Annotated in this window: 29 protein-coding genes; 17 read left to right on the plus strand and 12 right to left on the minus strand. The window is 64.4% G+C overall.

The features are described from left to right. Window positions 1-59 precede the first annotated feature (59 nt). On the plus strand, window positions 60-1,238 hold the full coding sequence (locus P1M51_RS10720) for a bifunctional oligoribonuclease/PAP phosphatase NrnA (RefSeq protein ID WP_276274444.1): 1,179 nt from the start codon (window positions 60-62) through the stop codon (window positions 1,236-1,238). 36 nt (window positions 1,239-1,274) lie between these two features. Next, complete coding sequence (locus P1M51_RS10725; protein WP_276248200.1) at window positions 1,275-2,363, plus strand: aldo/keto reductase; 1,089 nt, start codon at window positions 1,275-1,277, stop codon at window positions 2,361-2,363. Here the strand turns inward: P1M51_RS10725 and P1M51_RS10730 are convergent, their stop codons facing one another. Beyond that, complete coding sequence (locus P1M51_RS10730; RefSeq protein WP_276248201.1) at window positions 2,364-2,534, minus strand: HVO_0758 family zinc finger protein; 171 nt, start codon at window positions 2,532-2,534, stop codon at window positions 2,364-2,366. A gap of 148 nt (window positions 2,535-2,682) precedes the next feature. Between P1M51_RS10730 and P1M51_RS10735 the strand changes: the two genes are divergently transcribed. From P1M51_RS10735 to P1M51_RS10750, 4 genes are read left to right on the plus strand one after another with little or no spacing between them, the layout of a single operon-like run. Further along, entirely contained in the window at window positions 2,683-3,861 is a 1,179-nt protein-coding gene (locus P1M51_RS10735) for an MFS transporter (RefSeq protein WP_276248202.1), read from the plus strand. Between the two features lie 40 nt (window positions 3,862-3,901). After that, complete coding sequence (locus P1M51_RS10740; protein WP_276248203.1) at window positions 3,902-5,002, plus strand: glycosyl transferase family 2; 1,101 nt, start codon at window positions 3,902-3,904, stop codon at window positions 5,000-5,002. 26 nt (window positions 5,003-5,028) lie between these two features. Further along, a complete protein-coding gene (locus P1M51_RS10745; protein ID WP_276248204.1) occupies window positions 5,029-5,490 on the plus strand; it encodes a hypothetical protein in 462 nt (153 codons plus the stop codon). A gap of 25 nt (window positions 5,491-5,515) precedes the next feature. Further along, window positions 5,516-6,115, plus strand: a complete 600-nt coding sequence (locus tag P1M51_RS10750) for a CoA pyrophosphatase (protein WP_276248205.1) — start codon at window positions 5,516-5,518, stop codon at window positions 6,113-6,115. A gap of 61 nt (window positions 6,116-6,176) precedes the next feature. Here the strand turns inward: P1M51_RS10750 and P1M51_RS10755 are convergent, their stop codons facing one another. Beyond that, window positions 6,177-6,986: an alpha/beta fold hydrolase gene (locus P1M51_RS10755; RefSeq protein WP_276274445.1), complete on the minus strand. Its 810-nt coding sequence runs from the start codon at window positions 6,984-6,986 to the stop codon at window positions 6,177-6,179. Window positions 6,987-7,185: 199 nt separating this feature from the next. Between P1M51_RS10755 and P1M51_RS10760 the strand changes: the two genes are divergently transcribed. Both P1M51_RS10760 and P1M51_RS10765 read left to right on the plus strand, forming a co-directional pair. Beyond that, window positions 7,186-7,968 (plus strand): luciferase, encoded by a 783-nt coding sequence (locus P1M51_RS10760; RefSeq protein ID WP_276248207.1) that lies wholly within the window; start codon window positions 7,186-7,188, stop codon window positions 7,966-7,968. 31 nt (window positions 7,969-7,999) lie between these two features. Then, window positions 8,000-9,112 (plus strand): FAD-binding oxidoreductase, encoded by a 1,113-nt coding sequence (locus tag P1M51_RS10765; RefSeq protein ID WP_276274446.1) that lies wholly within the window; start codon window positions 8,000-8,002, stop codon window positions 9,110-9,112. Here the strand turns inward: P1M51_RS10765 and P1M51_RS10770 are convergent, their stop codons facing one another. After that, window positions 9,113-9,622 (minus strand): Hsp20/alpha crystallin family protein, encoded by a 510-nt coding sequence (locus P1M51_RS10770; RefSeq protein ID WP_276274447.1) that lies wholly within the window; start codon window positions 9,620-9,622, stop codon window positions 9,113-9,115. It abuts the gene before it with no gap. Next, window positions 9,619-9,777: a hypothetical protein gene (locus P1M51_RS10775; RefSeq protein WP_276248210.1), complete on the minus strand. Its 159-nt coding sequence runs from the start codon at window positions 9,775-9,777 to the stop codon at window positions 9,619-9,621. The genes P1M51_RS10770 and P1M51_RS10775 overlap by 4 nt, the downstream gene beginning before the upstream one ends. A gap of 79 nt (window positions 9,778-9,856) precedes the next feature. Here P1M51_RS10775 and P1M51_RS10780 point away from each other — a divergent pair, with 79 nt between their 5' ends. Together P1M51_RS10780 and P1M51_RS10785 are read left to right on the plus strand one after the other, a co-directional pair. After that, window positions 9,857-11,584, plus strand: a complete 1,728-nt coding sequence (locus P1M51_RS10780; protein WP_276274448.1) for a radical SAM protein — start codon at window positions 9,857-9,859, stop codon at window positions 11,582-11,584. A 74-nt stretch (window positions 11,585-11,658) separates the two neighbouring features. Further along, window positions 11,659-13,479 (plus strand): flippase-like domain-containing protein, encoded by a 1,821-nt coding sequence (locus P1M51_RS10785; protein WP_276248212.1) that lies wholly within the window; start codon window positions 11,659-11,661, stop codon window positions 13,477-13,479. Here the strand turns inward: P1M51_RS10785 and yjjX are convergent. Continuing rightward, window positions 13,476-13,985, minus strand: a complete 510-nt coding sequence (yjjX, locus tag P1M51_RS10790) for an inosine/xanthosine triphosphatase (RefSeq protein WP_276248213.1) — start codon at window positions 13,983-13,985, stop codon at window positions 13,476-13,478. The genes P1M51_RS10785 and yjjX overlap by 4 nt on opposite strands. Window positions 13,986-14,219: 234 nt before the next feature. On the opposite strand from yjjX, the gene P1M51_RS10795 reads away from it, so the two are divergent. From P1M51_RS10795 to P1M51_RS10810, 4 genes are all read left to right on the plus strand, one after another. Next, on the plus strand, window positions 14,220-15,197 hold the full coding sequence (locus P1M51_RS10795; protein WP_276248214.1) for a transcription initiation factor IIB family protein: 978 nt from the start codon (window positions 14,220-14,222) through the stop codon (window positions 15,195-15,197). A 92-nt stretch (window positions 15,198-15,289) separates the two neighbouring features. Then, on the plus strand, window positions 15,290-16,327 hold the full coding sequence (locus P1M51_RS10800) for a site-specific DNA-methyltransferase (RefSeq protein WP_276274449.1): 1,038 nt from the start codon (window positions 15,290-15,292) through the stop codon (window positions 16,325-16,327). A gap of 37 nt (window positions 16,328-16,364) precedes the next feature. Then, window positions 16,365-17,045 (plus strand): type I 3-dehydroquinate dehydratase, encoded by a 681-nt coding sequence (locus tag P1M51_RS10805; protein WP_276274450.1) that lies wholly within the window; start codon window positions 16,365-16,367, stop codon window positions 17,043-17,045. A 29-nt stretch (window positions 17,046-17,074) separates the two neighbouring features. Next, window positions 17,075-17,518, plus strand: a complete 444-nt coding sequence (locus tag P1M51_RS10810) for a zinc ribbon domain-containing protein (RefSeq protein WP_276248217.1) — start codon at window positions 17,075-17,077, stop codon at window positions 17,516-17,518. A gap of 9 nt (window positions 17,519-17,527) precedes the next feature. Here the strand turns inward: P1M51_RS10810 and P1M51_RS10815 are convergent, their stop codons facing one another. The 5 genes from P1M51_RS10815 to trpC all read right to left on the minus strand — a co-directional run bounded on the left by P1M51_RS10815 (window position 17,528) and on the right by trpC (window position 22,428). After that, window positions 17,528-18,700 (minus strand): 3-dehydroquinate synthase II, encoded by a 1,173-nt coding sequence (locus tag P1M51_RS10815; RefSeq protein WP_276248218.1) that lies wholly within the window; start codon window positions 18,698-18,700, stop codon window positions 17,528-17,530. Window positions 18,701-18,817: 117 nt separating this feature from the next. Continuing rightward, entirely contained in the window at window positions 18,818-19,612 is a 795-nt protein-coding gene (locus tag P1M51_RS10820) for a 2-amino-3,7-dideoxy-D-threo-hept-6-ulosonate synthase (RefSeq protein WP_276248219.1), read from the minus strand. 28 nt (window positions 19,613-19,640) lie between these two features. Then, a complete protein-coding gene (trpA, locus tag P1M51_RS10825) occupies window positions 19,641-20,453 on the minus strand; it encodes a tryptophan synthase subunit alpha (RefSeq protein ID WP_276248220.1) in 813 nt (270 codons plus the stop codon). Then, the gene (gene trpB / locus P1M51_RS10830; protein WP_276248221.1) at window positions 20,450-21,679 is read right to left on the minus strand and encodes a tryptophan synthase subunit beta; all 1,230 of its coding nucleotides are present in this window, start codon (window positions 21,677-21,679) and stop codon (window positions 20,450-20,452) included. The genes trpA and trpB overlap by 4 nt, the downstream gene beginning before the upstream one ends. Further along, a complete protein-coding gene (trpC, locus tag P1M51_RS10835; protein ID WP_276248222.1) occupies window positions 21,676-22,428 on the minus strand; it encodes an indole-3-glycerol phosphate synthase in 753 nt (250 codons plus the stop codon). Before trpC ends, trpB begins: the two co-directional genes overlap by 4 nt. Before the next feature lie 88 nt (window positions 22,429-22,516). On the opposite strand from trpC, the gene P1M51_RS10840 reads away from it, so the two are divergent. Continuing rightward, on the plus strand, window positions 22,517-22,978 hold the full coding sequence (locus P1M51_RS10840) for an MGMT family protein (RefSeq protein ID WP_276274451.1): 462 nt from the start codon (window positions 22,517-22,519) through the stop codon (window positions 22,976-22,978). A gap of 6 nt (window positions 22,979-22,984) precedes the next feature. Further along, window positions 22,985-23,269 (plus strand): hypothetical protein, encoded by a 285-nt coding sequence (locus tag P1M51_RS10845; protein WP_276248224.1) that lies wholly within the window; start codon window positions 22,985-22,987, stop codon window positions 23,267-23,269. Window positions 23,270-23,286: 17 nt separating this feature from the next. On the opposite strand, the gene P1M51_RS10850 is transcribed toward P1M51_RS10845, so the two are convergent. After that, a complete protein-coding gene (locus P1M51_RS10850) occupies window positions 23,287-23,559 on the minus strand; it encodes a hypothetical protein (RefSeq protein ID WP_276248225.1) in 273 nt (90 codons plus the stop codon). 171 nt (window positions 23,560-23,730) lie between these two features. Here P1M51_RS10850 and P1M51_RS10855 point away from each other — a divergent pair, with 171 nt between their 5' ends. Continuing rightward, complete coding sequence (locus P1M51_RS10855) at window positions 23,731-24,579, plus strand: VOC family protein (protein ID WP_276248226.1); 849 nt, start codon at window positions 23,731-23,733, stop codon at window positions 24,577-24,579. On the opposite strand, the gene P1M51_RS10860 is transcribed toward P1M51_RS10855, so the two are convergent. Then, window positions 24,580-25,281: a CPBP family intramembrane glutamic endopeptidase gene (locus P1M51_RS10860; protein WP_276274452.1), complete on the minus strand. Its 702-nt coding sequence runs from the start codon at window positions 25,279-25,281 to the stop codon at window positions 24,580-24,582. Between the last annotated feature and the right edge of the window lie 2 nt (window positions 25,282-25,283).

Genomic DNA, 25,283 nt, shown 5'->3' on the forward strand with positions numbered 1-25,283 from the left:
CATACCCAGTGTCGTGGTTGAGGGTAACATACTTACCAATTCGCGTAGAGCGAATGGGTATGTCGAGACAGGCGGTTGTCGCAGGCGAATTCGGTCAACTTACCGATACCGCCTCGGCATTCGCCGCGGAGAACCCGTTGCTCGTCGCTGCCGGTGGCGTTCTTCTCCTCGCACTGCTCGTCTTTGCGGTGCGGGCGGGAACGCCTCAACTGCGTCGGCATCCGAGTTCGAAGTTCTGCAAGCAATTGGCTCGATACGACGAGGTGACGGTGCTGATGCACCCGAACCCCGACCCGGACGCGATGGCGTGTGCGGCGGCAGTCGAATTCCTCGCAGAGAGCGTCGGGACGCGGGCAACGCTCCAGTATCCGGGAAAGATTCGCCACCAGGAAAACCGAGCGTTCGAGACGGTACTCGACCTCGAACTGGTCCACATCGACACCGCAGGCGACCTCGCCTCCGAGAACGTCGTACTCGTAGACCACAACGTCCCACGGGGGTTCAACGGCGCATCAGGAATCGTCCCGTTCGCCGTCATCGACCATCATCCGGGGACTGGAACGGGAACCGCCTTCACCGACTGTCGGACGGCCTACGGGGCGTGTTCGACGATTCTCGCGGAATACCTCGACGAACAGGGCTACGAACCCGACCGCGAGGACGCGGACGTAGAGAAACCGGTTCCCCGAACGCTCGCCACCGGTCTGTTGTACGGAATTCAAGCCGACACGAAACATCTGACCAAGGGCTGTAGTGCGGCGGAGTTTCGCGCCTGCAGCTTCCTGTTCCCGGGCGTGGACGAGGATTCGCTCGACCGCATCGCCAACCCGCAGGTCGGAGCCAACGTGCTCAAAATCAAGGCTCGCGCCATCACGGAGTGTGACTTAGACCACCCGCCGTTCGCCGTGAGCGACGTGGGTAACGTCGATATCGTAGACGCCATTCCGCAGGCCGCAGACGAACTCGTTCGCCTGGAAGGCTTTACGGCCGTCGTCGTGCTGGGGTCGAGCAATGGGACCATCCACATCTCGGGGCGCTCCCGGGACGATCGGGTTCACATGGGAAAGACCCTCCAGGAGGTCGTAAACGACATCCCGATGTCGAGTGCGGGCGGCCACGCGAGAATGGGCGGCGGACAGGTTTCGGTCGAACACATGGAGGGCATCGGCCCTCGAAAGGGGATGAACCGAGAGGAACTGATCGACCGCCTGTACGACGGCATGGCCGGCGAACTCTAACTGGGGGCTTTTACCCCTCGCGGCGCTACGACAGGCATGGCTACTGCCGACGGCACCTGGCGCTATCGGAATCGCTACTTCGAGCGGTTCGGCCGCGCCTATTTCCGGCGTTTTGGCGACCAGACCATCACGAGCATCGGCCTCGGAACGTACCTCGGCGACCCGACCGACACGGTGGACGAGTCCTACCACGAAGCCATCGTCACGACGCTCGAATCGGGCTGTAACGTCGTGGACACGGCCATCAACTACCGAAATCAGCGAAGCGAGCGCGTGGTCGGCGCGGCGCTCGCGGATGCGGACGTAGACCGTGAGGAGATTCTCGTTTCGACGAAAGGCGGGTTCGTCCCGTTCGACGGCGACCGCCCGGAAAATCCGGGCGAGTACGTGAAATCCGAGTACGTCGATTCCGGCCTCGTCTCGCGGGAGGACCTCGCCCACGGCAGCCACTGCATCTCGCCTGCGTATATCGACGACCAGGTAGACCGGTCGCTCGAAAATCTCGACCTCGATACCATCGACCTCTACTACGTCCACAACCCCGAGACGCAACTCGACGTGCGCTCCCGGGAGACGGTGTACGACGCGCTCGAAGCCACGTTCACGCGACTCGAAGAGCGGGCCGCAGCCGGGGACATCAACCACTACGGTGTGGCGACGTGGGACGCCTTCCGCGTACCGAAAGACCACGACCACTACCTCTCTATCGTGGAGGTCGTCTCGCGAGCACGGAAGGCTGCGAAAGCCGCCGGCAACACGACCACCCACTTCCGGGCGATTCAACTGCCGTTCAACGTCGGGATGGCCGACGCCTTCACCCAGGAGAGCCACGACGGCCCGGAAGGAGCACAGAGCGTCCTCTGGTTCGCCAGAGAGGCGGGGCTCAACGTGTTCACGAGCGCGAGTCTGTTACAGGGGCGACTCGCCCGCGACCTGCCGGACGCCGTCGCCGCCCAACTGCCCGGTGAGACGACCGCTCAACAGGCACTCAACTTCGCCCGAAGTGCCCCCGGCGTGACCTGCTCGCTCGTCGGAATGTCCTCGCCGGCCCACGTCGAAGAGAATCTCAAGGCCGGCGAAGGGGACGCGATGGGTGCCCGGGCGTTCGACGCCATCTTCGAATGATTAGCGCAGTTCGCGCCACTCCGTACCACAGTCCGGGCAGGCCCGTACCGAGCCGATTTCGTCCGGGTCGTTTCGCGTCTTGAGTTTCTTGTTGCACTCCGCGCAGGTGAGCCGTTCGTAGGTGTCCTTGACGATGGTCCCCGACCGAAGGCCCTTGCGAGTCGATTCCATACTGCCGGGCTACGGACGGGGAGCCCAAATATACCGGGGTGGCTGTAGAACCGGTAAACCCACTCACGGGACTGCGCGATACGTGAGTCAGGAGCACGCAACGGGGCACTTCGGAACCTTTGAGAGGGCGAGGGTGAAATCCCAGGACGTGTCACGCCGCCAGTTATTCGGCTCACTCTGTGCGATGGTGTTCCTCGTCAATCTCGGACGAGTGCTGTTCGCACCGCTCTTAGAGCCGCTCATCGTGGACTTCGAGACGACCCGCACGACGATGGGTCTGGTGGCAACCCTCGCCTGGATGGGCAGTGCCCTGCCACGGATTCCGACCGGCTACCTCCTCACCCGGGTCCGCCGGCATCGCGTGGTTCTGCTCACGGGCTTCATCCTCACCGCCGCGTCGCTGTTCACCGCGGCCGCGTCCTCCGTCGAAATGCTGATGGTCGGGTCGTTCTCGATGGGCGTCGCGAGCGGGGCGTACTTCATCGCCGCGAATCCACTCGTGAGCGAACTCTACCCCCAGCGCCTCGGGCGCGCCATCGGCGTCCACGGTATGTCGAGCCAGATGGCCGCCGTCCTCGCTCCGCTGCTCGTGACCGCGGTGCTCTTCGTCGACGACTGGCGGAGCGTGTTCCAACTCGTCGCCGTCGTCGCCCTCCTCGCGACGGCCGTGCTCTTTCTCGTCGCCCGTCGAACCGACATCCCGCAGGGTGGAGCCTCCGACCGCAATCTGCTCACGGCGGTGAAAAAGCAGTGGCGCATCATCCTCGCAGGCATCGCCTTCGTCGGCGTCGCCTCGTTCGTCTGGAACGGCCTGTTCAACTGGTATCCATCCTACCTGACGGTGAAAGGGCTGTCGCCTGAAACCTCCCGAACTATGCTCTCGGTCGTCTTCGCCGCGGGCGTCCCCGCCTTCCTCGTCGGTGGCCGGTTCGCAGACCGCTTCGACACGGTGCGCCTGCAACTCGCCATCGTCGGCGCGTTCGCACTGAGCCTCGTGGCTCTGACGTTCGCCGCCGGATTAATACAGATAATCGTCGTGAGCACAATCATCGGCTTCGTCATCCACAGCATGTTTCCGACCGTCGATACCTTCCTGCTGTCGTCGCTGCCCGACCAGCACCGCGCGAGCGCCTACTCGGTGTACAGCGGGACGATGATGCCGATGCAGGCGACCGGCTCGTACGTCGTCGGCGGCCTCACCGACGTGGGATACAGTTACGGAACGATTTACCAGTTCTTCGCGGTCTGCCTCGTCGGCGTGATGGTCGTCCTGTTCGTGCTGAACCGCGCCGGACGCATCCCGCGGCGCGGCCGAACCGACGCCTGAATGCGGCTGCTTTTTGCGACCCAGAACCTATCAGTCGCCGATGGAGTACGTCCAGGAGCGCGTGACGACGCTGCACGACCTGACCGGGCACGTCCCCGACGCGCCGACAGACCGGGCCGCCGTCGTCGTTCCGATGACCGAGCGCGAATACGCGGGACTGGCCGCAGAACGGGTACTCTCGACGCTAGAGCGCGTCGGCCCCGCCCGCGTGGTGGTCCCGCTCCGGGCGAGTGCGGACCGCGTTGGCGACTTCTGTGACTGGTTCGACGCCTTCGAATTGGACGTGGACCTACTCTGGTGTACCGGACCGGGACTGGGAGACCGCCTCGCGGAGGCGGGGCTCTCCGGACCGATGGGAAAGGGTCGGGACGTGTGGCTCGCCCTCGGCATCGCCGCCCAGGAGGAGTACGTCGTCGTCCACGATGCGGACGCGAAGACCTACGCCGCGAGCCACGTTCCACGGCTTCTCGCACCGCTCGCGGGCGAGTACGAGTTCACGAAGGGCTACTACGCCCGCGTCGAGAACAACCAGCTCTACGGTCGCCTCGCCCGCCTGTTCGTCGCGCCCCTGCTTCGGGCGCTCGCCGCCGAACACGACGCCCCGATTCTCGATTACCTGACGGCGTTTCGCTACCCGCTCGCCGGAGAATTCGCAGCCACCTCGAAACTCGCCCGTCACCTCCGTCCTCAGCGCCAGTGGGGGCTCGAACTCTCGACGCTTGGCGACGCTTTCGGTGCAGTCGGCTTTACTGGCTCTGCGCAGGTCGATTTGGGGAAACACGAACACGACCACCGCGCCGTCTCCGGTCCGACTGGCCTCTCCGACATGAGCGAAGGAGTCGGCCAGGCGCTCTTTCAGGTGCTCGCAGACTTCGACGTAAAACCGGATTACGACGCACTGCCGGGGCAGTACCGCGAGACTGCGCTCCAGTTCGTCCGTCAGTACGCCGCCGACGCCGCGTTCAACGGGCTCGACTACGACCGCGAAGCCGAACGCCGGCAGGTGGGCGTGTACCAGCAGGCAATCGAACCACTGACCGATGACATGCGCCTGCCGTCGTGGGACGAGAGTTCCCTCGCGCCCGACGAGGTGTGGCACGCCTCGCGAACCGACCTCGAAGCCGCGATGGATGACCATTAAGCCGGGGTGGCCAGAATGTGGTGACGATGGACCTGAGACACGACGAACTCGCGGGGGTCGTAGACCTCTTTACCGCACTCACCCGTGAGGAACTCACCACTGCGCTCGCCGAACTTGCCTACCGACAGGGCACGGAGGACGCGGTGTTTACGGACCAAATCGACGCCGCCGTCGAACGCTACTTTCTGGTCGAATTCGAGCGCGACGGAACGGCCTACCTCACACCCGGCCCGGTCGCGTTCCCCGAGCTGCCCGACGGCGGCGAGGACCTCCCGCACATTCTCGATGTAGAATTGCGAGAGATAGACCGGAGCGCGATTGCCACGCCCGTCGAGGCACGATTTCGTCGGGACGCCGCGGCCGCCGTCAACGCGGGCGACGACGAGCGCATCCTCCACCTGCTCGACGTGAGCTACGACCTGGAAGCGTGGGGACCGGTCGACTTGGACGCCGCCCGCGACCTGCTCGACGAGGCCCGGGCGAATTAAGCCGCTCCGTCGCATGACTTCGCATATGAATCTCGACCGGGTGGCGCGCTACTCGCCCTCCGAAGTCACGGACGAGGAGCGCGAAGCGGGCGTCCTCGTGCCCATTCTCACCCGTGACGGGGAGCCACAGCTTCTCTTTACGAAGCGCGCAGACCACCTCGGCGAACACCCCGGGCAGATGTCGTTTCCCGGCGGCGGGCGCGAGCCCGCGGACGCGGACCTCGAAGCAACTGCCCTCCGAGAGGCAAACGAGGAGATCGGCTTGGACCCCCGCACCGCAGAAATTGTGGGCCGGCTGGACGACATCAGGACGATTACGAGCTACGCGGTGCGCCCGTTCGTCGCCACCGTCCCCGACGCCCAGTACACTCCCGACGAGCGCGAGGTGGCCGAAATCGTCGTCCTCAGCCTCGAGGACCTGACCGACCTCGCGAACTACGAGTCAGAGCGCCGGATGCACCCCCACTACGGCGACATCCGACTGCACTTTTTCCACGTCGATGGCTACACTGTCTGGGGCGCGACGGGGCGCATCCTGGTGAACTTCCTCGAAGTCGCGACGGATTGGGAGATGCCACGGAAAGTTGATAGGGTGGTTGATCCAGACGCGGACTTGCCCACTTGAGCGGTTTATCGCGAAAGAGCGAATCAGCGTCTGTCTGATGCGGACCTTCCCACCTGAGTCCTCACGGCGCACGAGGAACTGACTCCGACTCTCGAACGAACGTGAGCACAGCATCCACGAATTCGTCCGGAGCCGAATTTATCGCGACGTGGCCGTGACCCTCGAACGTGACGATTCGGCTGTTCGGCAGCGTTTCTGCGAGTGTAGCCGTGGCTTCCCGGAGGAACGGGGCACTCTCGCTGCCGGTCAACAGCAGCGTCGGCATCGTGAGCGCGGCGAGTCGGTCGGCGTCGAATTCGTACGCGTCTGGGGCCGCCTCCTCTCTCGCGATTGTGTGTGCGGCGGCAACGCGGTCCGGCCAGTTCGGAGCCCTGCGAAGCACGTCAACCTCCGCTGGTGGCATCCCGGCGACGTCCTCGAAGAAGCGGACCAGTGCTTGCTCGTTCTGATTGCGGTCTACAAGTGCTTGTATCGCTTCGAGCGTCTCGTGCGACGAGATGACCTGGCCCGTCGGTGAGAACGGCGGTTCGTACAGGACGAGTTTGCTGACGTTCTCGGTGTGCAGCGCGGCCTCCAGCGAGCAGAGTGCGCCGTACGAATGGCCGAGCAAGACCACTGGTTCCCCGATCGAGTCGACGACGGCGACCACGTCTTCTACCTCTCGCTCTAAACTATACTCGGGTGCGTCACCGCTCTCGCCGCGACCTCGGCGGTCGATGGCGTAGAGCGTGAAGTGTTCTTCGAGCGCCGAGCGGATTGGTTCCCACCGGGTATGGTCAGCCGTCGTCCCGTGAACGAGGACCATCGGTGGCCCGTGGCCCGTCTTTTCGTACGCAATCTCGATTCCATCTGCCGAACGAACTGTTTTCATCTGCCTCCCCTCACGAGACTAGACGAGCGCGACAGTGCTCTCTGTTTCGCCCGCATTCGAGACAGTCAGCTGGCCGTGACAGGCAATTTCGCCACGAGCGATAACCTTTTGCCGGGAACGGCGATAGAAGGTGTATGGTCGCACAGACGATGGATCGAGTTCCGGAGCGGCGATAGACTATTTTCCATGAGAGGTGGCTATGCTAACTGGTGAGACACGTCTCTCTGAGACGGGTTTGGACGCGGTCGCGCTCAAACCCGCGGAGTGTGACGTGCGCAGAGCGGACGCCCTCTCCGTGGGCGTCGTCACGATAGACTACGAGGGCCGCGAGCACCTCCCCGACGTCGACGTACTCGCCGAACTCGCCCGGACGAAGGAGGTCAGACTGACCACGCCCGTTCGCGCAGACGGTTTCGACCCCCTCGGCGACGACTCGCGCTACGACGAGATTCCAGATGGAATCAAGCAGGTGCTCGTCGCCGGCCACTCGGCGTACCTCACAGCGGAGGAGCGAAAACGTCCCATAGCGCCCCGGTTGGCCGCCGCCCTCGAACGTGCGCCCGACTCGTGGGTCGGCACGGAAGGCGTAGAGCGAATCGCGCTCGCCACCGGCGGGACGCAGTTCGACCTGCTCTCGCGGACGACCCGACGAGACGTGCGGGCGCTTCGGGCCGCCGGCTACGACGGCGAACTCGCCGTCTACGCACCCACGGTGCTCACCGACGACGAGGACGAGATTCTGGATGCAGTTGGAGCCTACGCCGCGCGCAGACGGCCCGTCGCCCGGGCGCTGCCCGACGGCGCGGCCACCGACTCGTCGGCCACCGGTCGCGCTCGGAAGGTGTTGCTCGCGGCGAGTCGCGACTACGCGCTCGTCGGCACGCCCAGCGCGGTCGCAGAACAAATCGAAGCGCTCCGCGCGGTCGGCGTCGATACCGTCGTCGGCTACCCCGCCCGGGGCATCGACGAGTTTCTGCGCTGAGAGTTAAGCCCCCGGCCGACGAGGGTTCCGTATGACGTTTCGAGTGGCCGTCGCCGGCGGCGGCGCAGTTGGCGTGACCACCGCCCACGACCTCGCGGTGCGCGACGCGGACGTGACGCTTTTCGAACGCGACGAACTGGCGAGCGGGTCGAGCGGCCGCGCCGCTGGCGTGTGTTACTCGCACTTTCCGAACCCGGTTGACGCGCGGATTGCTCGACGGTCGCTCTCCCGATTCCGGGAGTTCGCCGCTGCGCGCGAGGACTTCGAATTCACGTCCTGTCCGTACGTCTGGTTCGCTCACGAGTCAGACGAGGAGCGGTGCGACCGGCTCGGCGAACAGGTCGAGCGGATGAACGCAACCGGCGGCGACGTCTCCCGCGTGACGCCTGCGGAACTAGAAGCCGACTTCCCGGCGTTACGGGCCGCGGACATCGGGGCGGCCGCCCGTGCCGACGACGCCGGCTATACGGAACCCGCCACCTACGTCCGGGCGATGGGCGAGGCGGCCCGTGAAGCCGGCGTCACCATCGAGGAGAACGCGCCGGTTCGTCTCGACGACGATGGGAATCTGGAGACACCCCGGGACGCAGGTGCGTTCGACGCCGTGGTTCTCACGACGGGTGTCCAGACGCAGAAGTTACTCGCAGATGCAGGCATCCAGATTGCGATGAAGCCGTACCGGGTGCAGGCGCTCACTACCGAAAAGGCGGCAGCGAGCGACGAGATTCCGATGACCTATGACGCGACTGAGGGGTTCTACTTTCGCCCGCGGAAAGGCGGCCTGCTCGTCGGGGACGGGACCGAACTGTTCGAGCGCGATCCGGACGACTACCCCGAGGATGCAGACGACGAGTTCGTGGAGACGAACCGGCAACGAGTGGCCCGACGCGTCGCGTTCGAACCGAGAGTTTCCCGAGCGTGGGCGGGGATGTGTGGGGCGACGCCGGACTACGACCCACTGGTCGGGGAAGTAAGAGACGACTTGTTCGTCGCCTGTGGCTTCCAGGGCCACGGCTTCATGCGCTCGCCAGGCATCGGAGAACTGCTCGCAAAACAGGTGCTCGGGGAAACCGACTTCGACGCGTTCGACCCGACACGATTTCGGGGCGACGAGGAGTTCGAAATCGTCGAAGGACTCAGCTGATTACGGCCGGTCTTCGTCGTCTGCTGCCTCGTCCGTGTCCTTGATGTCGTCCGTGCCTGCCGGCTTGACGTCGGATTCGTCGACGTCGTCCATCTCGATGACCTCGTCCTCCTCGTCTTCGACCGTGACTTCTGTCTCTTGCACCTTCGGCACGCGGACATGAAGGGTGCCGTTTTTCGTGAGTTTCGCCGTCGCGTCGGTCGTATCGACCTCTGCCTCGGGGGGCAGTTTCACGCTGCCGTCGAGCGAGAGGCCGCGGCCGGGAAAGCGCATCTCGTAGCCGTCGTGGAAGTCACGGAAGCGGTCGACGCGGACGTGGATGGTGTTCTCGGCAAAGCGCACCTGCACGTCGCTCTGGGTCGCCCCGGGAGCGTCGAAGACGGCGAGGAAGGCGTCGTCGCTTTCGAGTAAATCGACGGGCAGTGGCTTTCGTTCCTGGACGCGACTAGAGGCGCGCCCGACGTTCTCGACGATGACGTTCCCGATGGATTTGCCAAGTTCCTTAATCATACCTCGATTTCCTCCAGCGAGTCGTCTCGCTCGCAGTACGGGCAGGAGAAGTCTGCCACGGTGACGCTGTCTGGCATGTCGTAGGTGTAGTGCAACTCGAACATGTCGAGCTCGCAGGCGTCGTTCGTGCAGGCTACTTCGAGCGTCTTTGGCATGCGAGGAGATAGTGTATCCACGAGTATAAGCGCGCGGGCTTTCGCATCCGTTTTACCGTTCGACGGGCTAGACTGGCCTATGACTGACCCCGCCGACCTGCAGGTCACCATCGTCGACGGGTACGTAGACGAACCGGCGCACTTCGGCGTGCCACCGTACATCTCGACGTATCCGCGGTACACGGCGGGCGCGCTCGTAGACGCCGGCGTTCCCGAGTCCCAGATTACCTACCACACCATCGACGCACTACGCGACGAAATGACCAACTGGCGCGACGTCGAGGAAGCCGACTTGCTCATCTACGTCGGCGGAATGACCGTCCCCGGGAAGTACGTCGGCGGCACGTCCGCCGAACCCGACGAGGTCAAACGTCTCGCGTGGACCGCCAGGGGCACGACGCTCATGGGCGGCCCCATCCGATTCGGCGTCGGCGAGAACAACGAGGGCGGCAGCGAAATGGAGCGCAAGGACCTCGACTACGACTTCGTCGCCAAGGGCGACATCGAGGCGGCCGCCCACGACCTCGTCGAAAGTGGCCTCGAAGGCTTCGGCGACCGGATGCGCTCGAACGAGGAAATCGACCGCTGGGCCGCGAACGGCGCGTTCGTCATCGAGAACCACCCGAACTATCCCGAATATCTCATCTGCGAAATGGAGACCTCCCGGGGCTGTGCTTACCGCTGTTCGTTCTGCACGGAACCACTGTACGGGAACCCAGCGTTCCGCAGCGCAGAGTCCGTCGTGCGCGAAGTCGAGGAACTCTACACCCGCGGCGCGCGCCACTTTCGCATCGGACGGCAGGCCGACATCCTGGCCTTCGGCGGCGACGGCGAGAAACCGAACCCGGACGCCCTGCGCGACCTCTACGGCGGCATCCGCGAGGTGGCCCCTGACCTCGGCACGCTCCATCTCGATAACATGAACCCCATTACGGTCGTGAAGTGGCCGGAACTGTCGAGAGAAGGCATTCGCGTCATCGCGAAGCACAACACGCCCGGTGACACCGCCGCCTTCGGCCTCGAAAGCGCGGACCCGGTCGTCCAAGAGGAGAACAACCTAAACGTCACAGCAGAGGAGTGTTTCGAGGCAGTCAAAATCGTCAACGAGGAGGCTGGCTGGCGACCCGGTGACGACCCGTCTGCGGCCCCGACCCACGGCGAGGAGGCGTCTGCACGGTTACCAAAATTGCTGCCCGGCATCAACCTCCTGCACGGGCTGAAAGGCGAGACGAAAGAGACCTACCAGCACAATCTCGACTTCCTGCAGCGCGTCTACGACGAGGGCCTGATGGTCCGTCGGGTGAACATCCGGCAAGTGATGGCCTTCGCGGGCACCGAAATGTCGGAGACAGGGTCGGCAATCGCGAAGGACCACAAGAAATTGTTCAAGAAGTACAAAAAGCAGGTGCGCGAGGAGATCGACAACCCGATGCTAAAACGAGTCGCGCCGGCGGGAACTATTCTCCCCCACGTCCACCTCGAATACCACAAGGACGGCAAGACGTTCGGCCGTCAACTCGGAACCTACCCGCTGCTCGTCGCGGTTCCCGGCGAGCGGGAACTCGGGCGGACCGTAGACATCGTCGTGACCGACCACGGCTATCGCTCGATTTCCGGCGTCCCACACCCCCTCGACGTGAACGAGGCGACCATGGACGAACTGATGGCCATTCCCGGCCTCGGTCGAGGGCGGGCGGGAGACATCATCGTCAACCGACCGTACACGACGCCCGACCAGCTCAAATCGCAAGTGGGCGCGGACGTGGGACCGTTCATCGACACCCTTCTTCCCGGGCAGTCGAAATAACAGTTTTTTCGACTGGTCTTCGCAGTGAGAGCAGGCCAGAAGTGCTTTAGGAGTCGGTGGACGAAACTCCGGTAATGAGCCAAGACGTTGAAGTGAGCGTGGTTCTCCCCGCCTACAACGAGGAGAAAACCATCGAGCACACGGTGAAAACCACGCTCGACACGCTCGCGACGTTCCTCCCCCCAGGCTCGTTCGAAGTCATCGTCGCCGAAGACGGGTGTGACGACCGTACCCCTGAAATCGCAGACGAGATGGAAGCGGAGTTCCCCGCCGTCCGCCACTTCCACAGCGATGAACGACTCGGCCGCGGTGGCGCGTTAGAACGGGCATTCGAAGCCTCCCACGGTCGCACGCTGGTCTACTTCGATACGGACCTTGCGACGGACATGAAGCACCTGGAAGAACTCGTAGAGAGCGTTCGCTCCGGCGAGTACGACATCGCGACCGGGTCGCGGTGGATGCCAGGCAAAGAGATAGACCGCCCCGCAAAGCGCGGAATTCCGAGCAAGGGCTTCAACGGCCTCACGCGGTTTTTCCTGCGCTCTGACTTGCTCGACCACCAGTGTGGGTTCAAAGCGTTCGACCGCGAGGCGTTGTTCGACATCATGGACGACGTCGAGGACAACCACTGGTTCTGGGACACGGAGGTTCTCGTTCGCGCCCAGAAGAAGGGCTACCGCATCAACGAGTTCGCCGTCGAATGGACGCCCATGGAGGACACGAAAGTGGACCTCGTCCGCGACGTGTTCGGGATGGGCAGCCAGATTCTGCGGGTCTGGTACGAGTTCTCCGTCAGCCCGAAAATCAACCGCAAGACGACGCTCGGCGCGGGGACGCTGCTGACCATCGTCGCCCTCCTCCTCATGACCCAGTACATCGACTTCAGTCAGGTCATCACGGAGATGCAGGGCGCAGACCCCGTTCTCATCGGCGTCGCCGCGGTCATTTACCTCGTCTCGTGGCCGCTCCGCGGCGCGCGGTACAAGGACATCTTGAACAAACTCGGCTTCCGCGAAAAGACCGGCTTCCTGACCGGTGCCATCTTCATCAGTCAGACCGGGAACCTCGTGTTCCCCGCCCGTGCCGGTGACGCGGTGCGTGCCTACGTGGTGAAGACCCGCCGGAAAGTGCCGTACCCCTCCGGGTTCGCGTCGCTTACCGTCGAGCGTGTCTTCGACCTGCTCACCATCACGGTGCTCGCGGGCGCGGTGTTCATCCTGCTCGCACTGACCGGGTTTACGAGCGTCGAAGGCCTGAGCCAGGCCATCACGCAGATTAGCGGCGAGCGCGGACAGAGCGGCCGGTACGCCCTCTACCTCGCCGGATTCGTCGGCGTGGCCGCCATCTCCGCGACGGCGCTCATCGTCGCCTCCGCGCGGACGGAGAGCAACCACATCCGGAGTTTCGTCACCCGCATCAGCAACGACTCCTACGCCGACTACGTCGCGGGCGTCTTAGAACGGTTCGCCGGAGACGTGCAGGTCGTGGCGAGCGACAAGCGCGCCTTCGCCCGCGTCGGCGCGAGCAGCCTGCTCATCTGGACGCTCGACGTGCTGACCGCAGTCGTCGTGTTCGCCGCCTTCGGCGTGGATCTCCCGTTCACCACGCTGCTCGCCGTTGGGTTCTTCGCAGTGAGCGTCGGGAACCTGGCGAAGGTTCTCCCCCTCTCGCCCGGCGGCGTCGGCCTCTACGAGGGGGCCTTTTCGCTGCTCGTGGTGGCGCTGCTCCCCGTCTCGTGGGAAGTCGCACTCGGCGCGGCCATCGTCGACCACGCCGTGAAGAACATCGTGACGGTGCTCGGCGGCGTCGCCTCGATGCTGCTGCTCAACGTCTCGCTCACGACGGCAGTAAAAGAGAGCCGCGACGTACCTGACGTCGAAGCCGTCGAGAACTAGTACAGGTCGGTGACGAAGGGGCCGAGCGCCCCCGCTACAGCCTGCGTCAATGCCGCTTCGCGGTCCACGATACCGGCCGTGAGCGCCCCTGCTGCACCCTGTTTTTTCGCCACGTTGTTCATATCGAGTACGTCGTCCATCACGGGGCCGAGTTCCTCGCCCACCTCGATTCGTGCGGCGATATCTTCGGGGAGCGCGAGACTCGGTCCCGCGCCGCGCCCGACGCGCTCACCGTCCGTGACGGCCGCCCACATCACGAGGTAGAGACGGTCGTCGACCGTCGCGACGCCACCCTCGATGCCGATACCGAGGTCGAACTCACCCGCGTCGAGCACGGCTCGCGCCCGGTTTTCGGCTCCCGAGATGGTCTCCTGAAGACCGCGCGGCTGTTCTGACACGCCCGATTCGACGGCGACGGGTTCGACCGTCGCGTCCAACACGTTCGCGAGTGCCTGTTCGGTGGCCCTGACTTTGACCGGATTCTGACTGCCGACGCCGACGCGCATGGCAGTGAGAAGCCGCGTCGGTCACTTGGGAATTACCATCCGCGGCTCGACGCATGACAATATATAACATTTGTGCCGGCAGAACCTGAAACGGCCATTTGTTCCTGTTTCGCGGCGATACCGTAGCGTAAACCAAAACCCTTAAATGACTTTCGTCCGAAGCCCGGGCCACGGACAGCCATCCGGGATTTCTCCAGATACGCTTCCCGGATAGCCCCCGCCAGCGCTACACCCATGAGAGAACACACCCGCACGCGAACCCGAGCACAAACAGAAGAGAGCGAGAACGAACAGGAATCGAGCAACAACAAGCTCAACTGCCCAGAATGTGGCTCCGGCAAACTCGTCGGCGACTCCACCCACGGCGAGACGGTCTGTCAGGACTGTGGTCTCGTCGTAGACGAGAAAGAAATCGACCGCGGCCCAGAGTGGCGCGCCTTCGACTCCCGAGAGAAGGATAAAAAATCGCGCGTCGGCGCCCCGACGACCAACACGATGCACGACAAGGGGCTCTCGACCAACATCGACTGGCGCGACAAGGACGCCTACGGGAAGTCCCTCGGCAGCCGCCAGCGCGCGAAGATGCAGCGCCTTCGCAAGTGGAACGAACGATTCCGCACCCGCGACAGCAAAGAGCGCAACCTCAAACAGGCACTTGGGGAAATCGACCGCATGGCCTCGGCCCTCGGCCTCCCGAACAACGTCCGGGAAACCGCCTCGGTCATCTACCGCCGCGCGCTCTCCGAGAACCTCCTTCCCGGCCGCTCCATCGAAGGCGTCGCAACCTCGGCGGTCTACGCCGCCGCCCGCCAGGCGAGCATGCCGCGCAGTCTCGACGAAATTGCGGAGGTCTCCCGTGTCGAGAAGAGCGAGATTGCCCGCACGTACCGCTACGTCGTCCGCGAACTCGGCCTCGAAGTGCGCCCCGCGGACCCAGAGAGCTACGTGCCGCGCTTTGCCTCCTCGCTCGACCTCTCCGAGGAAGCAGAACACCGCGCCCGCCAGCTCCTGCGCAACGCCAAGGAGCAGGGCGTCCACAGCGGCAAGTCGCCGGTCGGCCTCGCCGCCGCCGCCGTCTACGCCGCCGCGCTGCTCACCAACGAGAAGACGACGCAGGCCGCCGTGAGCGAAGTCGCAGACATCAGCGAGGTCACCATCCGCAACCGCTACCACGAACTGCTCGAAGCCGAGCAGGACGTGCCGATGGCGTAACTCCTGCCACCCGTTTTCCGTTTTCCGTTTTCCACCCGCCGACGAGTCATGAGACCGCAAGAAACGTACCCCCGGCCCGCGACTGACCGTCCATGCAGACCGAACACGTCATCTACGCGTCCGACGCCCGCGAGATGACATACGTAGACGACGGGACGGTCGACCTCGTCGTCACATCCCCGCCCTACCCCATGATAGAGATGTGGGACGGTCTCTTCACGTCGCTCGACGCGACCATCGACGAGTACCTCGACTCAGGGGCCGGCGACGCCGCCTTCGAGGCCATGCACGAGGCGCTTGCCCCCTGCTGGGACGAACTCGCCCGCGTGTTGCGCCCCGGCGGCATCGCGTGCATCAACGTCGGCGACGCCACCCGTTCTATCGGCGGCGATTTCCAGTTGTTCCCGAACCACGTCGCCGTCGTCGACGCGATGCGCGACCGCGGCTTTTCGGTGCTCCCGGACATTCTCTGGCGAAAGCCGTCGAACCGCCTGACGAAGTTCATGGGCTCTGGAATGCTCCCGACGAACGCCTACGCGACACTCGAACACGAGTACATCCTCGTGTTTCGCAAGGGTGGCACCCGCGAATTTGACCCCGGCTGTGCGGAACGCTACGAGAGCGCCTTCTTCTGGGAGGAGCGAAACGAGTGGTTCTCAGACCTCTGGACCGACGTGCGCGGAACCGGGCAACTGCTCTCCGATGCGAATCGCGACCGCTCTGGGGCGTTCCCCCTCGAAATCCCACTCCGGCTGATTCGAATGTTCTCCGTCTACGACGACACCGTCTTAGACCCCTTCTGGGGAACCGGAACGACGACGCTCGCGGCGATGCTCGCCGGGCGAAACTCACTCGGCTACGAACTCGACGCGGACCTCGTCGCCCAGTTCGACGAGCGAGTAGAAGGTGCGCCGGAACTCTCTCGCAAGCGCACGAGGGCGCGACTCGACGCTCATCGAGACTTCGTCGCCGCCCGAAAAGCCGACGCAGACCCGCCCGACTACGAAGCCACCCACTACGATTTCCCGGTCGTCACTCGTCAAGAACGCGAAATTCGGTTCTACGTCGTCGCCGGGGTCGAACCGGATGAAGACGGCTATCTGGTTACCCACGAACCCCATTCCTCGTAGGGGTATGCTTTTTTTACAGGGGCGTGTATCCCCTGCCATGGATTTCGACGAGTTCGTCCTCGCCGCGAGTACCGCGGTGCTGGACGACGAGCCGGATGCCCGGCCCCACGCCGACGCCGTCGAATTCCGGATGGACCTCGCCGCCGACCCGCTCGCGGCACTCCGGAACTACGGCGGCACCCTCCCCATCATCGCGACCAACCGCGTGAACTGGGAAGGCGGCCAGGCTGAGGACGACGCCACTCGGCTCGATACGCTCTGTGCGGCCGCCGCCGAAACCGCCGTGGAGGCGGTAGACATCGAACTCGCCGCGATACTGAACGGGGACGGGGCGCGGGTGGTAGACGCCGCCCGCGAGTCGGACACGAAGGTCATCGTCTCGGTCCACGACTTCGAGGAGACCCCTCGCATCGCCGAACTGCGCCACCTGCTCAAGGAGGCGACCGACCACGGCGACGTGGGCAAACTCGCGTGCACGGCGACGAGCGTCGACGACGTCCTCGACCTCCTGTTCGCGACGCGGACGTTTTCGATGAACGGTCGCCCGGTGGCGACGATGGCGATGGGGAAACTCGGCCGTCACTCCCGGGTCGTCGCGCCGCTGTACGGGTCGTGTCTCGGTTTCGCGCCCATCAGACCGGAAGATGCGACGGCTCCGGGCCAGTACGACCTCGGGACGTTACGCCAGCTGCTAACCCAGCTGCAGGGCGATGGCTAAAACGGGGTCGTTCGGAAGTTTAACAAACAGTGACAACCGAGACGGAGGAAGTGATGGGGCAGACTATGCGTAAGCGCCCGTGGCTCGCTGCACTCCTCGCGTTCATCTACCCTGGCCTCGGCCACGTCTACATTCGGGAGTGGCTCAGAGCTCTCCTCTGGTTCGGGTTGATGATTGCGACGGCGTCGTTCGTCATCCCCGAGCAGGCCGTCCAGACGGCGGACCTCTCGCTCTCTGCGCTCTCCCGCGCGAGCGAGCAGTTGCCGCTGGAAGCGGCCCTCTCGGTGCTGTTCATTACGGCATTGAGCATGATCGACGCCTACCGACTCGCAGCGACGAAAAATCAGGAAGTGAAAGCCGTCGTAGAAGGGACGCGCTGTCCGAACTGCGGGCGCGACGTCGACCCCGAACTCGGCTTCTGTCACTGGTGTACGACGGAACTCCCACAGACGACCGCGCCGGAAAACCAGTAAGTCCGCCGGTTACTTCTCGATGATGCTCTCTTCTACAGCCTCGCCGAAGTGGCGAGCCGTGTCCTCATAGTAGATTTTCACCTCGTCGCCGACCGCGAGGTCCGTGACCGCCTTGCGGCCTTCGGCGGTGGCGACCTTGATGGTCTCTGCGTTCTGCAGGAGCGTCTCGATGCGGTCGCCGTTTTCTGTCTCGGCTTCGACCCGGAACATCGGGCGCTTCTCGATTTTCGCCCGGCCGACGATGGCCTCGCGGGTGTGTCCCGCCGTATCGACGACCTGCACCTCGTCGCCGCTTTTGAGTTCCGCGAGGTACTTCGTGCCGCCGTCTGGCGTCCGGACGTAGGCGTGGACCGCCCCAGCGTTCACGCGGAACGGGCGAGAGGCGACGTACGGCGACTCTGCGGTCTCCGCGTGGACGAAAAAGAGGCCGCGGCTCATGCTGCCGACCAACATCCCCTCGTCGTGTTCGAACAGCGACCCCGTGTCGACGCAGACGCGGTCTGCGGACCCCGTCTGTTCGATGGCGGTGACGGTCGCCCACTGGAGGTCGAGCGACTCACGGGCGGCGTCGTCGCGCACTTCGACCGTGCGACGAATCTCGTCGGGGTCGTCGGTGTCGAGCAACACGGCGTCTGCGCCGAGTTCGAGCGTCTCGAAGGCCGTCTTCGCCTCTGCGGCTGTTTGGACGCCCGCGACGAGTTCCGTCTCCTCGCCGATGCGGGCGATGAGGTTTTCGAGCGGGATGATGGTCCAGTCCTCGCCGATGACGATGGTGTAGTCTGCGTCCTGGGCGGCGGCCTCGGCGAACGACTCGTAGTCCTTGTTCAGAATGCGGACGTACGCACCGTGAGCGCGGTCGTCGCTGCGCCGCAGTGTAGAGAGGTCAGCAGACCCGGAGAAGTCGTTTGGCAGGTCGACGGTTCCGTCACCTTCGCCTTCCTTGCCGACGATGGTCGCGTCGGGTAGGTCCTCGATGCCTTCGGGTTCTGCGTCCATGACGTGGACGTCGCCGTTTGTGAACGCCGCGACGTTCACCTGGCCGAGTTCGCGAACCTTCGCGACGTCTTCGCTGTCTACGAGTACCCAGTCGACGCCGGCCTCGAGCCCAGCGGTGATTCGTTTCCGGCGCGCCTCCCAGTCGCCGACGGTGTCGTCGGCTTTGAGCCAAACGGAGCGTGTCATACTCTGACGCTCGCGGCGGGGATTCTTGAACGTGGCGGAAGTGGCCACTGTCTCCCCGCCGGCCGGTTTCGTGGCCGTCGCTGGAGAAGGCTGGAGACGTGATGAAACACCGCTTCGTCAGGCTTTAACGGCGAGGCCGGCGCGTTCGAGCGCGTCCGCGGCGGGTGCGTCGTTGTGTACCACGTCCGCGACGGCGCGGGCGATGGCCTCTGGGTTCTCGTGCTGGAAGATAGACCGACCCATTGAGACGCCGGCCGCGCCGCCGTCCATCGCGCCGCGGACCATCTCGATGGTTTCTAAATCAGTTCCTCTGGAGCCGCCGGCGATGACGACGGGGAGGCGGGTCGATTCGGTGACGTGACGGAAGCTTTCGGGGTCGCCCGAGTAGGCCGTCTTGATGATGTCCGCGCCGAGTTCTTCGCCGAAGCGGACGGCGTGGCCGAGGGCTTCTGCGTCGTGTTCGTCGATGCCGGGGCCGCGTGCGTAGGTCATCGCAAGGACAGGGATGCCGAGTCGGTCAGCCTCGGAGGTGACCCGTGCGAGGTCTTCCATCTGTTTCGGTTCGTGGTCTGACCCGACGTTGATGTGCAACGAGACGGCGTCAGCGCCGGCGCGAACTGCGTCTTCGACGGTGCTCGTCATGCGTTTGTCGTTTTCGTCGGGACCGATTGTCGTAGAAGCGTTGAGGTGGACGACGTAGCCTTTGTCGTTCTTGTTCGCGTGGACGCGGGGGGCGATTCCCTTCTGGGTGAGGACGCAATCTGCGCCGCCGCGTGTCACCGCGTCGATGGTCGATTCGATGTCTTTGAGGCCCTGTACGGCCCCGAGTGTAATGCCGTGGTCCATAGGGACGATGACGTATCGACCCCGTGTGCCGATTCGCTCGAGACGAGCTGTTTTTCCGATACTCATTGGTATGTTAGTGTGTAGCAAGCGTTATTTAAGTGCGTTCCGGTCGCGGCACACGTTGGGAGTATCCCGTCCGTGCGCCCTCGGCCAGTTCTGCCGCCTTCTGTTCCAGTTTCGTCGCCACTTCGTCCCCAGCGGCAATGAGGTCAACGAAGACGCTTCCGGCGACGACGCCGTCCGCGCCCGCGGCGACGATTTCGCGAGCGTGGTGACGCTCGCTCACCCCGAAGCCGACCGCCTTCGGCACGTCGTAGTCCGCGAGGCGGCCGAGACTGTCGTGGGTCTGCGAACTCACGTCCGCCTGCGCCCCGGTGGTCCCGAGGCGCGCCTGGACGTAGACGAATCCGGAGACCTGTTCCATCACCCGGTCGAGTCGGTCGCCCCGGGTCGTCGGCGCGACGATGAAGATGAGGTCGAGGCCGAACTCGTCGCAGGCCGCCCGCAGGACGCCCGACTCCTCGACCGGGAGGTCCGGAACGATGAGGCCAGCGATGCCAGCCGCGGCGGCCGCCTCGACGAACGCGCGGACGGGCTCGTCGCCGAACTGGTAGATGAGGTTGTAGTAGGTCATGCAGACGATGGGCACGTCCACGTCGAGGTCGGCCACCAGGTCGAGGTACGACCGCGGCGTCATCCCCGCATCCAGCGACCGCTGGATAGCGTTTTGAATCGTCGGGCCGTCCGCGATTGGCTCCGAGAAGGGCAGGCCGAGTTCGATGACATCCGCCCCACCGCGGGCGAGCGCGCGGACCTGTTCTTTGGTCGCCGCCGCGTCCGGGTCGCCGGCGGTGATGTACGGCACGAGCCCGGGCCCCTCGCGGAAGGCGTCGCCAATCTCGCTCATTCGAACACCCCCATCTCCGGGGCGTTCGCAAGGTCACGCTGGGCAGTCTCCTCTAACACCGATTCTAAGTCCTTGTCGCCCCGGCCTGAGACGTTCACGATGACCGAGTCACCGAGGTCGTCTGCCGTTTCGAGGTAGGCGATGGCGTGGGCGGTTTCGAGGGCCGGAATGACGCCCTCCTCCTGGGAGAAGCGGTGGAACGCTTCGAGGGCGGCGTCGTCGGGGACCGTCACCGGCGTCACACGCCCGCTGTCGACGAGGTAGGCGAGTTCCGGGCCGACGCCGGCGTAGTCGAGGCCCGAACTGATGCTGTGGGATTCGAGAATCTGGCCGTCGCGCGACTGGAGCAGGCGAGTGCACGCGCCGTGGAGCACGCCGACAGACCCCGTCGAGAGCGACGCGGAGTTCGGGGCGACGCCTGCCTCTTCGTCCACGTCGAGGCTGGAGCCACCGGCTTCGACGGCGTAGAGGGATACGTTCTCGTCGGGGACGAAGTTGTGGAACGCGCCCATCGTGTTCGACCCGCCGCCAGCGCAGGCGACGACGCTGTCGGGCAGGCCACCGGTTTTCTCGCGAATTTGCTCGCGCGCCTCTTCGCTGATGACCGACTGGAAGTCACGGACCATCCGCGGGAAGGGGTGGGGACCGACCACCGAGCCGATGACGTAGTGGGTGTCTTCGACGTTGGTCGCCCAGTCGCGCATCGTTTCGTTGATGGCCTCCTTCAGGGTTCCGCGCCCCACGTCCACGGGGTTGACCGCGGAACCGTTGATTCGCATGCGGAACACGTTCGGCCGCTGGCGGGTGATGTCTCGGCGGCCCATGTAGACTTCACAGTCCATGCCGAGGTGGGCCGCAGCCATCGCCGTCGCCGTGCCGTGCTGGCCGGCCCCAGTTTCGGCGACGATGCGCTCTTTGCCCATGTATTTGGCCAGCAGTACCTGTCCGAGCGCGTTGTTCAGTTTGTGCGCCCCGCCGTGGACGAGGTCCTCGCGTTTGAGGTAGACGTCGGTTCCGTACCGCTCGCTGAGTTGCGCTGCGTGCTGGAGCGGGGTCGGCCGGCCGCCGAAGTCGCGCAATCGGGCACGAAAGTCGTCCATGAAGCCGTCTTCGTTGTCGAGCACGTACCGTTCGTACGCGTCGGTCAGTTCCTCGATGGCGGGCATCAGCACTTCCGGGACGTACTGGCCGCCGTATTCGCCGAATTTTGCGGGTGCGTCACTCATAGCTGAGAGAGTCGTCGGGTGTTTTCGGTCACGTCGCCGTCCATGATGGCGGTTCCGATGAGGAGGCCGTCCGCGCCGGCCTCGCGCATGCGGGCCACGTCTTCGGGCGTCGAAACGCCGCTTTCCGCGATGCAAAGTACGTCGTCTGGAACCTTCGGAGCCAGTCGCTCGAAGGTGCCGAGGTCCACCGACAGTGAGGTCAGGTCGCGGTTGTTGATGCCGATGATGTCGGCTCCCGCATCAAGGGCCGCTTCGAGTTCGGCTTCGGTGTGAACTTCCACGAGCACCTGAAACCCCCGCTCGCGGGCGGCCGTGAGCAGGCCGTCGAGGTCAGAGACGAACCGAACGATGAGCAAGATGACGTCCGCCTCCACCCCGTCGAGTTGCTCCTCGCGGAGGATGAAGTCCTTCCTGAGTACGGGCACGTCGACCGCCTCGCGGACCGCCCGGAGGTTGTCGAGCGACCCGCCGAAGTGGTCCGGTTCCGTGAGCACGGAGATGGCGCTCGCCCCGCCCGCAACCATCTCGCGGGCGAGTTCCGCAGGGTCATCCGCTCGGATTCCCTCGGTGGTCGGGCTCGTCGGTTTCACCTCGGAAAGTATCGGGACCCGTCCCTCGGCCGCCGCGGCGTCGAACGCCGACCTGAGCGACCGCGGTTCGACCGACACCCGCTCTGTTGCCCGTTGCCTGCGGCGGGCGGCGGCGAGGATGGCGGCCACCTCGGGGGCGACCTCGTCTCTAACTACCATTGTTGTTCAATGATGAACTGATTTGTACATAAGGCTTGCGCAGTCGAGAGAGCCGAATGTTGAAGTTCGAGACGGTCCACGTACAGGTATGGACGAGTCTGCTGGTATCTACGCCCGCGAATCCGACTACTTAGACCGGTTCGTACAAATCGGCGTCGCGAGCGGCCGAGTCATCTCGGTTTCGTTCCCCGATAAAGCGCCAGCGGACGCGAACCCCGACCACCCGGTCCTCGACCGTATCTTCGCCTACCTCGAAGGCGTCCAGGAGTCGTTCGACACCGTCGACGTGGCGCTTACGGTCCCTACCGCCCACCGGCGCGTGCTCGACACGGTCCGACAGATTCCCTACGGCCAACAGTACACCGTCGAGCGAATCGCTCGAATGACCCCCAAACTGGACCCACAGGACGACGCCGACCTGACGCTCGTCAGAACCGCCCTCGACGAAAATCCGACACCCATCCTGATTCCGGACCACCGGGTGCGCGACGGGCCGAGTGCTGCACCACCGGAAATCGAGCAGAAGCTTCGCTCGCTCGAAGGGCTGTAGGGGTCAATGGTCAACTACGAAACGATTTTTCTCGGCGTCGAACCCCCAGAGGCAGCAGAACGCATCTCCAACATTGTCAAACACCTGCGCCAGTCACAGTCCGGCAAGGAGTACGAGTACCGGACGAACGCCGGCATTCATCTCGCCACGCTCTCGCCGGTCCGCGACCGGTCCGGAAAACGGAAGTCAAAGCTCCGGTATCGCACTTCCATCATCGGCGCACACCTGTTTCACGCCCACAACAAGGGAAAAGAGATACGCGCGGCTGTCGAGTCGGTGCGGGTACGATAAAAATACTGGGTGGAACTTCAGTCGTCGGCGGGTGCGCTCTTCCGCGTCGGCGTCATCGGCTCGCTCAGTTTCCCGACCGGCGAGGAGCCGCCAGCCAGGATGGACGCGGAGACGAGCAGTGCAGCGGAGAGCACCACGAAATCACCGCTCGCCGCGCGGCCGGCGAGTTCGGCACCCATCGTCACGACGAACACCGTGACGTAGAAGCCGATGATCGCGAGGATAATCATGACGAGGAACGCGACGACGTTCTCGACTAAGTCTCCGAGTGCGTTGGTTACTTTACCCATAGTGTAACACCAGTAACGTGTTGCCACAGCAACTATTTATACTTATGTTAGACACATGTCTGACGCGTAATTTAGTGTGTGGATGATGGAACCGCTTTGCTGGACTCGAATTTCCGGCGGCGATGGGACTATCCAGACACATCACATACCAGTAACCAATCGATCGAAACCATGTCACCACACATCGCCCCGGAAACCCACGTCGGCCGCGTCGCCCTTCGCGTAAACGACCTCGACCGAGTCGTCGAGTTCTACAGCGACGTCGTCGGCCTCGCCGTCCTCACAGAATCCGAAACGGCGGCGACCCTCGGCGCGGGAGGCCGACCGTTCCTCGAACTCACCACAGCCCCGGACCTCCCTGAGCGCGGACGAACCGAAACCGGCCTGTTTCACACAGCGTTTCGTGTGCCGACTCGCGAGGCACTCGGCGACGCACTCCACCGCGTGGAAAACCAGTGGCGACTCTCAGGAGCCTCGGACCACCTCGTGAGCGAAGCACTCTACCTCAACGACCCGGAGGGCAACGGCATCGAAATCTACACCGACCGCCCGCGCGAGACGTGGGAGCGCGACGAGGACGGCGAACTCCTGATGGATACGCTGCCACTCGACCTTGGTGAGTTGCGCGAGCTGGGAGACACCGACAGCACCGTCCCCGACGGTACCGACGTGGGCCACATTCACCTCGAAGTCTCCTCGATTCCGGCGACTCGGGAGTTCTACGAGGACGCGGTCGGACTCGATTCGCCCGTCGCGCTGCCCGCACCCTACGGCGGGTCGTCGCTGTTCGTCTCCGCCGGGGGCTACCACCATCACATCGGCGCGAACACCTGGAACGGGCGCACCGACCCGCCCAGCGGCCGCGGACTCGACTGGTTCGAACTCGTCGTCCCCGACGAGGCGGCGCTCGCGGCGGTTCGCGACCAGTTCGACACCGCAGGCGTGGACGTTGCCGAGGCTGACGGCGAACTTCACGTCCACGACCCGAACGGCATCGAACTCAGAATTCGCACCGAATAATCAGGCGACGCCCTCGTGAATCACGAATTCGAGGGCGTTTACGACGTAGTGGGCGACCACTACCACGACGAGGCTCCCCGTCGCGACGAACGCGGCGGCGAGGACGAGGCCGAGCGCCCACGTGACCACGATGCCAGCGACGCCCTGTGCGCCGTGGCCCAGCGCGAATGCGAGTGACGAGAGCACAGCCAGCACCCACGGTGAGACGCCGTAGCCCGCACTCAGCGCACCGACGAGCGCTGCTCTGAACAGGAGTTCCTCGAAACCCGCGATGATGGGCAAGACGCCCACGAGCAACAGCAGCCAGCCGCGTCGCGTCTTCGGGGCGAGCAGTTCGCGCAACTCGTCGCCGTGGTCGAAGCCGAGCCGACGCATCGACCACGCGCCGAGGCGATTGGTCCCGTAGAGCAACGCCCCGAGCACGAGGCCGATGGCGACGGTGGCGGCCGTCGGCAGGTGAACGCCAAGAGCAGGCCACGGAATCTGTGTGACCCACGCCGCGAGCAACAGAAACACGCCGAGAAAGCCCTGCGAGAACGCGACGTTCGCGAGCAGCATTCCCGTCGTTAGCCCGTGGGGCTGTGCGTGAGCTGGGTCAGGTGGAGCCGCCTCGCTCACGACGGAACGCGAGGCGTAGGAGAGTGAAAGCAAGAGGAGTAAAATGAGGGCGACGAGTCCCGTGAACGTCGCCCACTGGGCCACGG

The organism is Haladaptatus sp. QDMS2 (assembly GCF_029338295.1).
Classification (GTDB): domain Archaea; phylum Halobacteriota; class Halobacteria; order Halobacteriales; family Halococcaceae; genus QDMS2.